This is a genomic window from Microcoleus sp. T3_B1 (assembly GCF_036700445.1).
GTDB lineage: Bacteria > Cyanobacteriota > Cyanobacteriia > Cyanobacteriales > Microcoleaceae > Microcoleus.
Window position 1 is genome coordinate 59107 of the sequence record NZ_JAUBOX010000035.1, and the last position, 12838, is coordinate 71944.

13 protein-coding genes are annotated in these 12838 nt (G+C 46.0%); 7 read left to right on the forward strand and 6 right to left on the reverse strand.

The window, feature by feature from the left end; all coding sequences use genetic code 11:
- Positions 1 to 483: 483 nt before the first annotated feature.
- Entirely contained in the window at positions 484 to 1518 is a 1035-nt protein-coding gene (gene dcm / locus QT990_RS19480; RefSeq protein ID WP_333139542.1) for a DNA (cytosine-5-)-methyltransferase, read from the reverse strand.
- 261 nt (positions 1519 to 1779) lie between these two features.
- On the opposite strand from dcm, the gene QT990_RS19485 reads away from it, so the two are divergent.
- Positions 1780 to 2163 (forward strand): DUF4346 domain-containing protein, encoded by a 384-nt coding sequence (locus tag QT990_RS19485; protein ID WP_333139627.1) that lies wholly within the window; start codon positions 1780 to 1782, stop codon positions 2161 to 2163.
- A 58-nt stretch (positions 2164 to 2221) separates the two neighbouring features.
- Here the strand turns inward: QT990_RS19485 and psb32 are convergent, their stop codons facing one another.
- Positions 2222 to 2944 carry a photosystem II repair protein Psb32 gene (psb32, locus tag QT990_RS19490; RefSeq protein WP_333139540.1) on the reverse strand — a complete coding sequence of 241 codons (723 nt, stop codon included), beginning with the start codon at positions 2942 to 2944 and terminating at the stop codon, positions 2222 to 2224.
- Between the two features lie 132 nt (positions 2945 to 3076).
- Here psb32 and QT990_RS19495 point away from each other — a divergent pair, with 132 nt between their 5' ends.
- Positions 3077 to 3307 carry a hypothetical protein gene (locus QT990_RS19495; protein WP_006635545.1) on the forward strand — a complete coding sequence of 77 codons (231 nt, stop codon included), beginning with the start codon at positions 3077 to 3079 and terminating at the stop codon, positions 3305 to 3307.
- Between the two features lie 289 nt (positions 3308 to 3596).
- Here the strand turns inward: QT990_RS19495 and QT990_RS19500 are convergent, their stop codons facing one another.
- Positions 3597 to 4142 (reverse strand): NADPH-dependent FMN reductase, encoded by a 546-nt coding sequence (locus QT990_RS19500; protein WP_333139625.1) that lies wholly within the window; start codon positions 4140 to 4142, stop codon positions 3597 to 3599.
- A 481-nt stretch (positions 4143 to 4623) separates the two neighbouring features.
- Between QT990_RS19500 and ftsH the strand changes: the two genes are divergently transcribed.
- Positions 4624 to 6558, forward strand: coding sequence for an ATP-dependent zinc metalloprotease FtsH (gene ftsH / locus QT990_RS19505; RefSeq protein WP_333139537.1), 1935 nt, complete (start codon positions 4624 to 4626; stop codon positions 6556 to 6558).
- A 260-nt stretch (positions 6559 to 6818) separates the two neighbouring features.
- Here the strand turns inward: ftsH and QT990_RS19510 are convergent, their stop codons facing one another.
- Together QT990_RS19510 and QT990_RS19515 are read right to left on the reverse strand one after the other, a co-directional pair.
- The gene (locus QT990_RS19510; protein WP_333139623.1) at positions 6819 to 7373 is read right to left on the reverse strand and encodes a M23 family metallopeptidase; all 555 of its coding nucleotides are present in this window, start codon (positions 7371 to 7373) and stop codon (positions 6819 to 6821) included.
- Between the two features lie 280 nt (positions 7374 to 7653).
- Positions 7654 to 7821: a hypothetical protein gene (locus QT990_RS19515; RefSeq protein ID WP_333139536.1), complete on the reverse strand. Its 168-nt coding sequence runs from the start codon at positions 7819 to 7821 to the stop codon at positions 7654 to 7656.
- A gap of 34 nt (positions 7822 to 7855) precedes the next feature.
- Here QT990_RS19515 and QT990_RS19520 point away from each other — a divergent pair, with 34 nt between their 5' ends.
- Positions 7856 to 8239 carry a hypothetical protein gene (locus QT990_RS19520; protein WP_333052219.1) on the forward strand — a complete coding sequence of 128 codons (384 nt, stop codon included), beginning with the start codon at positions 7856 to 7858 and terminating at the stop codon, positions 8237 to 8239.
- Positions 8240 to 8525: 286 nt separating this feature from the next.
- Here the strand turns inward: QT990_RS19520 and QT990_RS19525 are convergent, their stop codons facing one another.
- On the reverse strand, positions 8526 to 9356 hold the full coding sequence (locus QT990_RS19525; protein WP_333139534.1) for a phytanoyl-CoA dioxygenase family protein: 831 nt from the start codon (positions 9354 to 9356) through the stop codon (positions 8526 to 8528).
- A 169-nt stretch (positions 9357 to 9525) separates the two neighbouring features.
- On the opposite strand from QT990_RS19525, the gene QT990_RS19530 reads away from it, so the two are divergent.
- The 3 genes from QT990_RS19530 (at position 9526) to QT990_RS19540 (ending at position 12543) form a co-directional block, all read left to right on the forward strand.
- Positions 9526 to 10974, forward strand: a complete 1449-nt coding sequence (locus QT990_RS19530) for a RecQ family ATP-dependent DNA helicase (protein WP_333139532.1) — start codon at positions 9526 to 9528, stop codon at positions 10972 to 10974.
- Between the two features lie 138 nt (positions 10975 to 11112).
- A complete protein-coding gene (locus QT990_RS19535) occupies positions 11113 to 12078 on the forward strand; it encodes an RluA family pseudouridine synthase (RefSeq protein WP_333139530.1) in 966 nt (321 codons plus the stop codon).
- A gap of 30 nt (positions 12079 to 12108) precedes the next feature.
- Entirely contained in the window at positions 12109 to 12543 is a 435-nt protein-coding gene (locus QT990_RS19540) for a hypothetical protein (RefSeq protein WP_333139528.1), read from the forward strand.
- Positions 12544 to 12838 lie beyond the last annotated feature (295 nt).

Sequence of the window (12838 nt, forward strand, 5' to 3'; positions counted from 1 at the left end):
CGCCCGGCACCCTACAAGTTGATTTGAGTGTGACACTCACGTAATTCACCATCAAATTAGCGATCGACTTAAGGGATTTAATCTTATGACTGTAGCTAAGGAACATATTACTGATAGCAATAGCAATAGCGGTTTATCAAATTTCCGCGTCACTATCGAACGTTTGATCGAAATTTTAGATTTAGAATAAGAGGATGACTACGGAATTTTAAGACCGACTGAATATGCTTTCAGGACAGCGATGAAGTTAGTTTTTGAGGCATACGATAGCATGGGAAACAGTTTCCCAAAAGCCTCAAACAATACTTCCAAATAAGAAAGGTAGTATTTGGCTTGCTTGGGAAAATACAAATTCCGATCGGGCAGTACGCTTGATCTGCCCAATTAATGCCGATGAAAAATCTTACATTTATCATGTGACTGGGGAATATGGCTCAAAAGATATTACTTCAGCGGCAATATTAGTCCAGCGGCTAAAGTGGTTTAATGAAGCATGAACGATAAATGTTTTCGGAGTGCATCAGATGGCACTTCCTTCATTTGATCGTACAATAAATTTTGACTTAATATTTCTTTGGCGATCGCCTCCACCACCGGTACACAAACCGAATTCCCAATTTGCTTGTAACTTTCCCCCGCACTTGGATAACTCTTAAAATCTTCCGGAAAACCCATAAGACGATAACATTCCTTCAGCGTCAACTTTCTCACCATATCTTGCTCAGGAATGTAGATAAAAAACCTGCCCGATGTTTCTTGCGAAGGAATTGTCGGATGCACTCCATCTACCGAATAAATTCGATTAGGCTGTCTGTGAACTCTCGATAAATGTTCTGTATTCGGCCTCACGCCAGTTTTCCAAGTACCTTTATTTCTGTAACCTACAAACAAAAGTCCCGAATCTTGCTTTCTCGGAGACTCAATTAAAGTATACTCGGATTTGTCCAATATTTCAAAATCCCCTGTCTCGTCTAGAAATTCCCTAAGTTGGGGAGGAAACTTGCTTTTAAGTCCAGAAAAATTGAATTCTTTACCTTGAGTTGCAATAATAAATATTCTTTCACGATGTTGCGGAATTCCAAAGTCTTTAGCATTCAGCATTTTGTAATTCACGCTGTATCCCAAATCTTCAAGACTGGCAATAATTATTTTTAAGGTATTTCCCTTGTCGTGATGGATTAAGTGCTTAACATTTTCGAGAACGATAACTTTAGGCTGCTTGATTTTTATAATTTTACAAATCTCGAAAAATAGCGTGCCTCTAGTATCTTCAAAACCGAGCTTTTTGCCGCAAATGCTAAAAGGTTGGCACGGAAACCCGGCGACTAAAATATCAAAGTCTGCTAAATCGGCGGGATTGATGTTACTGATGTCGGCAAAAGGAACCTCACCGAAATTTTCTGTGTAAACTTGTCGGCATTTGCTGTTTATCTCGCAGGAAAAAACGCATTCAAAGCCAATTTTTTCAAACCCTTGTCTGAAACCTCCTATTCCTGAAAACAAATCTATAAATTTCATCTATAATTTAATACTAAATCTTACTAAAGCCAATCCTAACATATTTTGTTTCTCTCTCTTCTTTCACTCTGCGTTCTCTGCGCTCTCTGCGGTTCAGAATACTAATTTAAACAAAAACCCCGCGCCGGACAGGGCATTGCCGTGTCTACAGATATCGCCGAGAATGTCGATCGCCCAAAAACTCCCAAACTTGTCCCGCCGCCGACTAAACTAGAAATAGCAAAACAAAATACAGCCATTATCTACTTCCTTTCACCAACCATGAGTCAAACCTTGGAAAATCTGACCGCAATCGATGACAAGCTATCCAAACGCCACATCGACCTCGATCCGGGCGGCTACTTCATCATTTATCTCGATCGCGAAACCAGCTTAATCTGTGCCAAACATTTCACCAACATCATCGACGATCGAGGCCTCGCCATCGATCCCGAAACTGGTAAACCCATCCCCGCCCGTGGCAAAGTAGAACGCACTGAGGTCACACTTTTTACCGGCAGAACCGCCAAAGAACTTTGTGTCAAAATTCTAGAAGAAACCCGCCCCAGCCCGGTGACAATGTTAGATCACGCGGCTTATCTGGGACGGGAATTTGTACGGGCAGAAATTGCTTTGTTGAGCGATCGAGAATACGTTCAAGATTAGTGCAGCCCTGCCAGAATTTCTGGACAAAATGGCAACTTATCGGACTTAGCAGCACCGATTACGAAAAACCTTGATACCAGAAATAAGTCACCATCGGAATCACTGTCGCCAATACCAACAGCACAACCACAACAACTGTGGCATTGCCTTGGTCTGTTTCTTCAGCTTTTTTAAACGTGCCTTCAACTTGAATGTTGTCAACAACTTCAGGAGCACCCGGATCGGGTTCGCCCGACAAAACAGTTGCAATGCGCGTACTTGCAGCCGCAAATGCCTCGTTGTATTTATTGGCTTCCCGCAGCGGCACTTGCACGGTTTCCCCAGCCACACTCTGGGCAATTTCATCGGTTAGCAGGGATTTCACCCCTTCCCCCGTCCGAATTGCCGCACTGTTGGTAACAGTGTCGAGAACGAGTAAAATTTGATTAGTCTGGTCCTCTTTTGCGGGAAACCACTGTTCAAACAGTTGGTCGGTGAAAGTGGCTGTCGTTTCGCCGTAGTCTAAGCGGTGGATGGTGACAAATCGGACTTGTTTCCCTGTTTTGTTTTCCAGGTTGTCGAGCACGCTGCTGATATTGCTTTCGCTGCTGCGGCTGAGCACGTCGCCTTTGTCGAACACCCAAGTTCGATCGCCCGCCGACAACACCGGTATTTCGTAAACGCCAGTCGCCAATGCCGGCAATACCGCCATCTGGGATGCGATTAGGACGATCGCGATCGCCGCGGCTAAAGGTTGGAGATATTTTCTCCAGTTAAATAATTGCTTCAGGAGTCTGGTCATGAGGTTAACCGTAAAACTGACTTTTTTCCAAAAATACTATAGAAACCCCCGTAAAATTCATTTTATGCAGGGCAATATTTACAATTAGCTCGCCAGTGGAACTCCCCGCCCGATTATTTTAGGATTCTAACTATGGAACCAGCAGACACTTATAAAGGTTGGATTATTCAATCCCAGAAAGTCTTCTACGTCGAGGTTTGGGATAGCCGCGGCAACCGCCACGTCGCCGTCCAAAATGCCAAGACAGAGGAGGAAGCTTTGGAATTGGCCAAAAAGTGGATAGACAAATATGAGTCAAAACCCGGAAGAATGCCGATCGACGTACCCCATCCTTTCGGAGACATGATCGATATGCCATTTTAACTCAGTAGTCAGTAGTCAGTAGTCAGTAGTCAGTAGTCAGTAGTCAGTAGTCAGTAGTCAGTAGTCATTAGTCAGTAGTCAGTAGTCAGTAGTCAGTAGTCAGTAGTCAGTAGTCAGTAGTCAGTAGTCAGTAGTCAGTAGTTGGTTGCTACAAATTACCAATTGCCAATAACCAATACAAATTACTCCTTACCCATTACCAATAGTCATTAGTTATTGGTTATTGGTTAGTTACTACCAATTCCCAATTCCCAATTACCAATGACTACTGGCGAAAGCAAGCCGTCTGCTAAGAAATTCCTCGCAATTTCCGCGTATTTTCCACTAAACTCCGAGCAAATTCGTCGAACCTTTCAGACAGTTTTTCATCCAACAATGTACCATCAGGACTAAAAACTTTCCAAGCTTGTCCGATCGCAATTTGTTCGGGAATTACCCAAGCGTGCACCCATCTCAAAATGGTTCGCAAATCGTTGAGTGCGTTGCTGTTAACTTGCCCTCCCAAAACGCTAATCGCACCCGCAACTTTCCCGTCCAAATGCTCAAAACTCATCAAATCCAGGGCATTCTTGAGAGCACCGCTGACGCTACCGTGATACTCCGGCGTTGCCAAAATCAAGCCGTCGGCTTCCTTAACCGCATTTCGCAGCTTTTCCACATCCGGGTAATCGAGATAATCATTCTCACCGTCGCAGAAGGGCAGATTGAGCGATCGCAAATCGAATATTTCAACTTCCGCGCCCAGGGCCTCGGCCCGTTCTGCTGCCACCTTCAACGCTAACTGGCTGTAGGAGCCAGCCCGCAAACTTCCACCAATGCCGACAATTTTTACCATAAAGCTTAAAAACAATAACTGCTTGACTAAAGCGTACTCATTACGAGTATGATTAACATAGCAAGTTCGATCGGCAACTGTCAATCGATTTTAGATTTTAGATTTTAGATTTTAGATTTACCGACGGAGCCGAGAAACCGGGTTTTTTGAGCAAAATCAATCGATTTTAGATTTTAGATTTACGGACGGAACCCAGAAACCTGGTTTTTTGAGCAAAATCCATCGATTTGAGATTTGAGATTTACCGACGGAGCCAAGAAACCGGGTTTTTTGAGCAAAATCCTTGGTTATAGCCCGCAGATTACGTAAAAAACCCGGTTTCTTGAGGAAGCCGTGGATTCAAAACCCCCCCTCTTGAGGGGCATCTTAAGATGCCCGCGAGAGATAAACCCATTCAACACCCGCCATCTTGTTAAAATAAATGAACGTAGCAAACCACAAGCGGTCAATCTTGGCAGTCTTCAACCTTGGGCAAAGCAATATGAAAAATTCTTGGAAACACGCATGGCTGGGGCATCTAGCTGTAAACAAAGACAAGTCGAGCCAGAATCCTAAAAAATCAATTCCAGGACGGAATCTTTGGCGCATCCTGGGCAGTTTGGTGATTTCTCAAGGAATATTGCTCTCGACCCCGGTGTTTGCCGACAGCGCGCCAAACACCATGAGTTACAGCCAACTGATCGACAACATAGAAAAAGGGCAAGTCAGTAAAATCGAAGTAGACGAAACTCAAAAAACTGCCAAGGTTAGGCTAAAAAATCAAAAAAGCGATCTAACCCAATCAGTTAGTCTGTTCGATTACAACAACCGAGAACTGTACTCCCAAATCCGCGCCAAAAAAATTGACTTTGAAGTCAAACAAACAGCCGACAACGCCGCCGCAGTCAGTTTAGTAGTAAACTTGCTAGTGATTTTTGCAGTGTTGGCAGTGCTGATGGCAATCCTGCGCCGATCGACCCAATCTCAAGGAAATGCCATGAACTTCGGCAAATCCAGAGCTCGTTTCCAAATGGAAGCCAAAACCGGCGTGATGTTCGACGACGTAGCAGGCATCGAAGAAGCTAAAGAAGAACTGCAAGAAGTCGTAACCTTCCTCAAAAAACCCGAACGCTTCAACGCCATCGGCGCCAAAATTCCCAGAGGAGTTCTGTTAATCGGGCCTCCGGGAACCGGCAAAACAATGCTGGCAAAAGCCATCGCAGGCGAAGCAGCCGTCCCCTTCTTCAGCATCTCCGGTTCCGAATTTGTCGAAATGTTTGTCGGAGTTGGCGCCTCCCGCGTCCGCGACTTGTTCAAGAAAGCTAAAGAAAATTCGCCCTGCATCGTCTTCATCGACGAAATAGACGCCGTAGGAAGGCAGCGCGGCGCTGGTATCGGCGGCGGCAACGACGAACGCGAACAAACTCTCAACCAGTTGCTGACAGAAATGGACGGCTTTGAGGGTAACAGCGGCGTGATTGTGATTGCAGCTACTAACCGGCCCGACGTGCTCGATACCGCCCTGCTGCGGCCCGGCAGGTTCGATCGACAAGTAACGGTAGATTTACCCAGTTACAAAGGGCGTTTGGGGATTTTGCAAGTTCACGCGCGCAACAAAAAACTCGACCCAGAAGTTGCCCTAGAGACGATCGCCCGCCGCACTCCCGGCTTTTCCGGCGCCGACTTGGCAAACTTGCTCAACGAAGCAGCTATTCTCACTGCGAGGCGTCGCAAAGACACGATTAGTAACTTAGAAGTTCACGACGCGATCGACCGGATCACGATCGGGCTTACCCTCAACCCGCTGCTGGACAGCAAGAAAAAGTGGATGGTAGCATACCACGAAATCGGACACGCCCTAGTCGGGACGATGCTCAAAAATACTGATCCAATAGATAAAGTGACGATTATCCCCCGTTCCGGCGGCATCGCAGGCTTTGTTAGCTATGTGTACGACGACGAAATGATCGACAGCGAAGGTTTGATGAGTCGGGCTTGGCTGTTAAGCCGGATTACAGTAGCTTTGGGGGGAAGGGCGGCGGAGGCTGAAATTTACGGCGCTGCCGAAGTAACTCTCGGTGCCAGCGAGGATATCAAACAAGTCACCAGCCTCGCTAGGAAGATGGTAACGCTTTATGGAATGTCGGATTTGGGGCCTGTGGCTTTTGAAAGTCAGAACAATGAGGTGTTTTTGGGGCAGAACTGGAATTCCCGAAGTGAGTATTCCGAAGACATGGCAATCAAGATCGATCGCCAAGTCCGGGAAATTGCCTTTGAGTGCTACGAAGAAGCTCGCCGAATTATCCGCGAAAACCGCGCTTTGGTAGACAAACTTGTCGAAGCGCTGTTGGATGAAGAAACGATCGACGGCGACGAATTCCGCCAAATTGTAGCTCGGTACACCGAGTTGACAAAAAAAGAGTTAGCCCCAACGTAAAGAGTCAGTTGGCAGTTGGCAGTTGGCAGTTGGCAGTTGGCAGTTGGCAGTTGGCAGTTGGCAGTTGGCAGTGGTCAGTGGTCATTAGTTATATCATGTCCGCCTAATCACTTACGATATGTCCGCAGGGAGTGAAACGAAGCAATCGCAATGTTTCTGCGATTGCTTCTCTACGGTCGCAATGACGTTTAACCGGACAATTTATTATTGGTAAGAACTGTCAACTGACAACTGTCAACTGTCAACTGACAACTGACAAATTAAGATTGTTGGGAGTACATTTCCCGGAGTACCAAAGCCGGGTCTACCCAGCGGCCGCCGTACTTCAATCCCCAGTGCAAGTGAGGCCCACTCGTGCGGCCGGTCATCCCAACTCTGGCAATTCTCGCACCCGCAGGCACTGTTTGACCTTGCCAAATTTGCAAAGTACCTTCGCGATCGGTATAATAACGCCCGCCGTTAGCCGTTAGCACTCGGCCTCTAAGGTGACAGTAGATGTGTTCCCAATTTCCCGATCGCACCACCATACCAGTGCCGCATCGGCCATCTTCCCAAACTTCCACAACTTGCCCGCCCCACCAATTGCGGATATAGCTGCCTTCCGGGGCGGCCAAGTCCAAACCGTAATGAAAATCCCCGCCACGGGGGCCGAAGGGGGAAGTGTATGTTTCAAAGTTTTCGACTGGAAAAGAAGCTTCTTGCCACAAATTACCCGTCGCTACTCTGCTTGGTAAGCCTGACTGAGCTTTGACCACCTGCTGCTGCAAATAAGGGCTAATCAACACAATGCCGATCGAAAGTGCCAGCAGCAGCATCTGTCTGAGACGAAAAAAGCGTTTTGCCGTCAGCGGGCCTCTAGAGTCTTGCAGGATTTTTTTCACGGCTCAAAGTTAAATGTGTGTGCGAGTGTGCGTTGTCTGTTAGGCTCACATCTTGCACCCTTGTCAATAAAGCTTTCAGGGGCGGGCTTTCCGGCCCAACCCACAAAAAAATCATTGTTTGTGGAACGGGCATCTTGCCCGTTTCTGAGGTGCAAGATGTAAGTTATGCCAATTCGCTGCAAGATTGGCTTTGAGCTCTACCCGCGATCGCGAATCAGTTTATCAACAACGTGTATCTTACTCCATCCAAAACCCGTGTCAAGGCTTCCGGGTAAATGCCCAGGGGTAATAAAAAAAATTGGCCGACTAATTCGTGCTGCGGTTGAATTCGATCGAGCTTTTGCTTGACACTATAGTTAAGTTCGGGGATTTTGGATAACATCCAAAATCTCAAATTCATCACAAACATTCAAGCAATGCTTACTGAAATTTTTCCCTTTAGTTTTGCCATAGACGCAACTGCGATCGCCGGTGCGTCCTTGTGGTCTTTGGCCCTGTACTGGGGCCTGTCGCCCCTCACAGAATGGGTAATCCTGCAACTCAACCGCTGGATGAATTTTGCTGAGAGATCCCTCTACACCTCGGAAGCCGAGTTTGAAAGAACCCGCCAAGCCAGAGAAGCCCAAAATGCGTTTTACGCTTCGCTGTTGAGCATTGTGCCCTTTTTGATTGTGGGCGGATTGTGCAATTGGGGCGTAGAATTTTCTCTGGGTACTGGTTGGGCGGTATCTATGGGTACGATCGCCTGTATTGGTGGCGGCGTGTACGAGCTCGGCCGCCGAGACGGCGAGGAGTCTTAGGGGATTTTGGATTTTGGATTTTGGATTTTGGATTGCTCAAGATATTCGGAGATTTACCATTCTCTAGAATGGATGATAATCTCAAATCCAAAACTCCAAGTCTCAAATAACTTTGACCTTATAATGTTAATGGATTTGTGACAGATATTTTTTTTTATGAACCGCAGAGGGCGCAGAGGACACAGAGAAAGAGAAGAAAAGAGAAAGGAATAGAAGAGAATAGATGGTGTTCACATTTCTTCTAAGGCTTGCTATACAGGTAATCAAACAAAATTAGCCATGTATTTTAACCGTAATTTGACTCAGGATGTTTGCCTAAAAGCCGCAGTTGCCGTTCAGTAGCGGTAGCGATAATTTCGGGGTTAAACTGCCACGGCCAAGGCGAAAATTTCTGCGCGATGTTGCGGTGGGAATAATGCACTTGCAGTAAGTAGCGAGTTCCATCTGTTGTCGTATTTTTGCCGCCGGAGTGCCAAATTTCACTGCGGAAAAATAACACATCTCCTGCTTTGCACAAAACTGGTTCTGGGGAGTGTCCGTTCCAAGTTTCTTCCCCGCGTTCTGGTTTTCGACCAGATTTGTGACTACCAGGAATAATGTAGGTAGGACAGAGGTCTTCTGCGATGTCGCTGAGATAGAAATGGGCTGTACAAATCCATACTGGTAGTTGAAAAGTGCGATCCTCTTCGAGGGCTCCGCTAACGGCAAACACGCTTTCGGGCAGGGGTACAAACACCTGATCGACGTGGACGCGCCAACCATCATAACCGGGCCCGCTTTTCCACGCAGTCATGCCGATAATATGGCAATCGCTGCCCATTAATGCTTCGGCTAATTCAATTATACCCGGTCGATCGACATAGGAAAGCCACAGGCGATCGCGATTAAATACGCACTTAAAATGCTGGTTCAATTCACTCCAACTGCTACCATCGAGTCCGAAGGGTTGCAGGCGATCGAGTGCTTCCTTTGTTTGCGCCACTTCCGACGGACTGAGTACACCGGGAATCAGCGCAAAACCCTCTTCGCGCACCGCATCTACGGCCCCCGCTGTATCGAAAAGATCACAAGTCTTTTGCCGATAGCTGAAAACTTCGCTTAACGTGCTTGCGTTCATACTTAAAAAAGTAAAATTATTAACTGTTATTAAATTAACACTTATTCTGCTCGATACTTGCATACTATGAAACCAGCTACCCGGTTTATTGGTACATCAGGACTTACACAAAATTTAATTATGTAGGGCACGCACTGCTCACATTACGTCTGATTTGGGGATAAATCAAATGAAATACCAACCAGAACCAACATCATTAAATCAAGCCCGCGCCGCCTTCAAAAAAATCTGGGGATACGACGACTTTCGACCACCGCAAGGAGAAATTGTCGGCAGTTTATTAGCCGGAAAAGATACCATTATAATTATGCCGACAGGTGGTGGCAAATCAATCTGCTTTCAACTGCCAGCTTTGTTACAAACAGGCTTAACTTTGGTAGTTTCGCCGTTAGTCGCCTTGATGGAAAATCAAGTGCAAGAATTGCGCGATCGCAATCTGCCCGCTTCCCTCCTCCACAGTCAATTGCCAACAGCGCAGCGCCGACAAACTATGCAGTCGCTGCAACAAAATAAATTAAGATTGCTGTACCTATCTCCCGAAACATTACTCAGCAAACCTGTTTGGGAAATTATCAGTCAGCCACAAATCCAAATCAACGGTTTAATATTAGATGAAGCTCACTGTTTAGTGCAGTGGGGTGATACTTTTCGACCAGCTTACCGCCGTTTGGGAACAGTGCGATCGGCTTTGTTGAAAGCTAAACCAGCAAATAGTAAAATTGCGATCGCAGCTTTTACCGCTACCGCCAACCCGGAAGCACAGCAGACAATCAAAAATGTCTTGCAACTGCAACAACCCGAAGCATTTTTGCTAAGTCCCTACCGTTCTAATCTGCACCTGCAAGTGCAAACAGTCTGGACGCCGAGAGGACGCAAGCAGCAGTTATTAAATTTTATTAAAGCTCGACCAAAACAAGCAGGTTTAGTCTATGTCCGCACGAGAAAAGATAGCGAAAGCTTGGCGGATTTGTTGGAAGCAGCAGGTTATGAAACAGCAGCATATCATGCAGGTTTAAGTCCCGAATCACGGCGAAAAATAGAAAACGCTTGGCTGAACAATGAGCTAAAATTCGTAACTTGTACCTCAGCATTCGGGATGGGAATTAACAAGCCCGATGTCCGGTGGGTTGTTCATTATCAAGCACCTTTGCTATTATCGGAATACATTCAGGAAATTGGTAGAGGCGGACGCGACGGCAAATCTGCGATCGCCCTGACATTGATTAGCGAACCGACGGGTTTGCTTTATCCCGAAGATAAACAAAGAAAGGAATTTTTTCAAGATAAATTGCGATCGCAATACCGAGAAGCTCAGCAATTAGCCCAAAAACTGCCAGTTAAAGGGGATATAGAAGCAGTTTCCCGCGAATTTCCTGAAAGCACGATCGCCCTTTCGATTCTCCACAGCAGCGGACAATTAACATGGCAAGATCCTTTTAATTATGCGATCGACAAATCCGCACAGCAAAAAGCGGAAAAATCAAATTTTACCGCCGCTGAGGAAATGGTAAAATATTTGAAACATCGGCAGTGCAGGTGGCAATTTTTGCTGCAAGCTTTTGGGTTTGCAAATGAGGCGAAATCTATGCAGTGCGGCCACTGCGATAATTGTCGGTGAAACCAGTTCGTGGGGGCGGGTTTACGAGATTATAGGTTTTAGGCAATTATTATGGGTGAAACCCGCCCCTACAGGATATGTAGTGCATACAAATCGATCGATTTTAAATTAGCGATTACCGATTACCAAAGAAAGTAAATGATAGAAACAGACACTGCGGCACATATTTACACAGTAGAAAATACAGAGGAATTCGATCGCAGTAATGTCAATCAGCGATTAGATATTTGGCTGTCAAACCAGATACCGGACTTATCCCGATCGCGAATCCAAAGCCTCATATCACAAGGTAACGTCAAAGTCAACGACGAAACCTGCACCTCGAAAAAAATATCAGTAAAAACGGGCGATCGCATCCACCTCACATTACCTGAAGCCCAGCCCACAAAGTTGCAGGCCGAAGCAATTCCCCTCGACATCCTCTACGAAGATGACAGCCTAATTATCATCAACAAACCAGCCGGATTAGTCGTCCACCCAGCCGCCGGACACGCAGACGGTACATTAGTCAACGCTCTCTTAGCCCACTGTCCCCTAGCAGAAATAGGCGGAGTTCAGCGGCCGGGAATCGTACACAGATTAGACAAAGATACAACAGGCGCGATCGCGATCGCCAAAACCGACATTGCTCACCAACATCTGCAAGCCCAACTCAAAACTAAAACCGCCCGCCGCGAATATTTAGGCATAGTTTACGGTGCTCCCAATACCGAAACAGGCACAATAGACCTACCCATCGGGCGGCATCCCACAGACCGCAAAAAAATGGCGGTAGTACCAGTAGAAAAAGGCGGTCGCCCCGCAGTTACTCACTGGACAATTAAAGAAAGAATCGGCAACTATTGCTTAATGCACTATCAATTAGAAACCGGCCGCACCCATCAAATTCGCGTGCATACAGCGGAAATAAAACATCCGATTGTTGGCGACCCGATGTACAGTTCCAACCGTTCCATCGGCGTCAATTTAACCGGACAAGCCCTCCACGCATGGCGGCTGACTTTGCAGCATCCCGTAACAGGAGAATTAATAGAGGCGATCGCCCCTTTGCCCGATCAATTCAACACTTTGTTGAAAATATTGCGGTTGCGGGCTAATATTTGATATTTTGGGCAGTTAACACTGGTAATTTCTATGTCTAAATTTGAGGAACTTTGCAAAGCTTACGCCGCATCCCGGCAAGCATACCGCAAATCCTGCGAAGCTTGTCAGGATTTTAGTGAAATTTTTATCAAGCAAATGAGCGATTATTTGGAATGCCCGATTCAAAACCAAAATCATAAATTTGATGACAATGGCATACTGTATTTTGATGGTGCGATCAATGTTTGCGAAAATCCCGAAAATCCCGAAAATGGCGATCGCGAAACAGTCGAAATATCTTTGAGTGTTAACAAAGTTATTGACAATTTCATTCTCACGGTTTATCCTTGGGGTCACGAATTCAAGATTCTCATTGATGAACCCAGACACTTTGAAGAAGCTTTTGAATACATTTTTGATCGACTCCAATCAGCTTATACTGGCGTAAGCCTCTTACCGTCAGAACCTGATCCTGTACCTTTTTAATGACTAAACTCCTTACTATAAACCTTTTTTCCCCTTCCTTTTTTTTCATTAAACTTCTTGCCTAAATCTTTGATGTAAGAGGGAAACCGCAGATGAACGCAGATGAACGCAAATAGTTCAGGGGGTGACAACCCCGTCTTGACCCATAGCTAACAAAGGTTAGACCGATTTATGGTAAAAAAAGATGGGGTCAATTTTATAAGTAACCCTATCTATATGCAATCCTAAATCATTTGCATAATTATTGTAGGGGCAATCCCCCCGTGGTTGCCCGATAGATAGGGGGTAGGCACGG

Bases quoted from the DNA above. Each gene is read 5' to 3' on its own strand.
- QT990_RS19485 (WP_333139627.1), top strand. From the start codon at position 1,780: ATGAGTCAAACCTTGGAAAATCTGACCGCAATCGATGACAAGCTATCC.
- QT990_RS19510 (WP_333139623.1), bottom strand. From the start codon at position 7,373: ATGCTGCTGCTGGCACTTTCGATCGGCATTGTGTTGATTAGCCCTTAT.
- QT990_RS19500 (WP_333139625.1), bottom strand. From the start codon at position 4,142: ATGGTAAAAATTGTCGGCATTGGTGGAAGTTTGCGGGCTGGCTCCTAC.
- QT990_RS19525 (WP_333139534.1), bottom strand. From the start codon at position 9,356: ATGAACGCAAGCACGTTAAGCGAAGTTTTCAGCTATCGGCAAAAGACT.
- dcm (WP_333139542.1), bottom strand. From the start codon at position 1,518: ATGAAATTTATAGATTTGTTTTCAGGAATAGGAGGTTTCAGACAAGGG.
- QT990_RS19495 (WP_006635545.1), top strand. From the start codon at position 3,077: ATGGAACCAGCAGACACTTATAAAGGTTGGATTATTCAATCCCAGAAA.
- ftsH (WP_333139537.1), top strand. From the start codon at position 4,624: ATGAAAAATTCTTGGAAACACGCATGGCTGGGGCATCTAGCTGTAAAC.
- QT990_RS19515 (WP_333139536.1), bottom strand. From the start codon at position 7,821: ATGTTATCCAAAATCCCCGAACTTAACTATAGTGTCAAGCAAAAGCTC.
- QT990_RS19520 (WP_333052219.1), top strand. From the start codon at position 7,856: ATGCTTACTGAAATTTTTCCCTTTAGTTTTGCCATAGACGCAACTGCG.
- QT990_RS19540 (WP_333139528.1), top strand. From the start codon at position 12,109: ATGTCTAAATTTGAGGAACTTTGCAAAGCTTACGCCGCATCCCGGCAA.
- QT990_RS19535 (WP_333139530.1), top strand. From the start codon at position 11,113: ATGATAGAAACAGACACTGCGGCACATATTTACACAGTAGAAAATACA.
- QT990_RS19530 (WP_333139532.1), top strand. From the start codon at position 9,526: ATGAAATACCAACCAGAACCAACATCATTAAATCAAGCCCGCGCCGCC.
- psb32 (WP_333139540.1), bottom strand. From the start codon at position 2,944: ATGACCAGACTCCTGAAGCAATTATTTAACTGGAGAAAATATCTCCAA.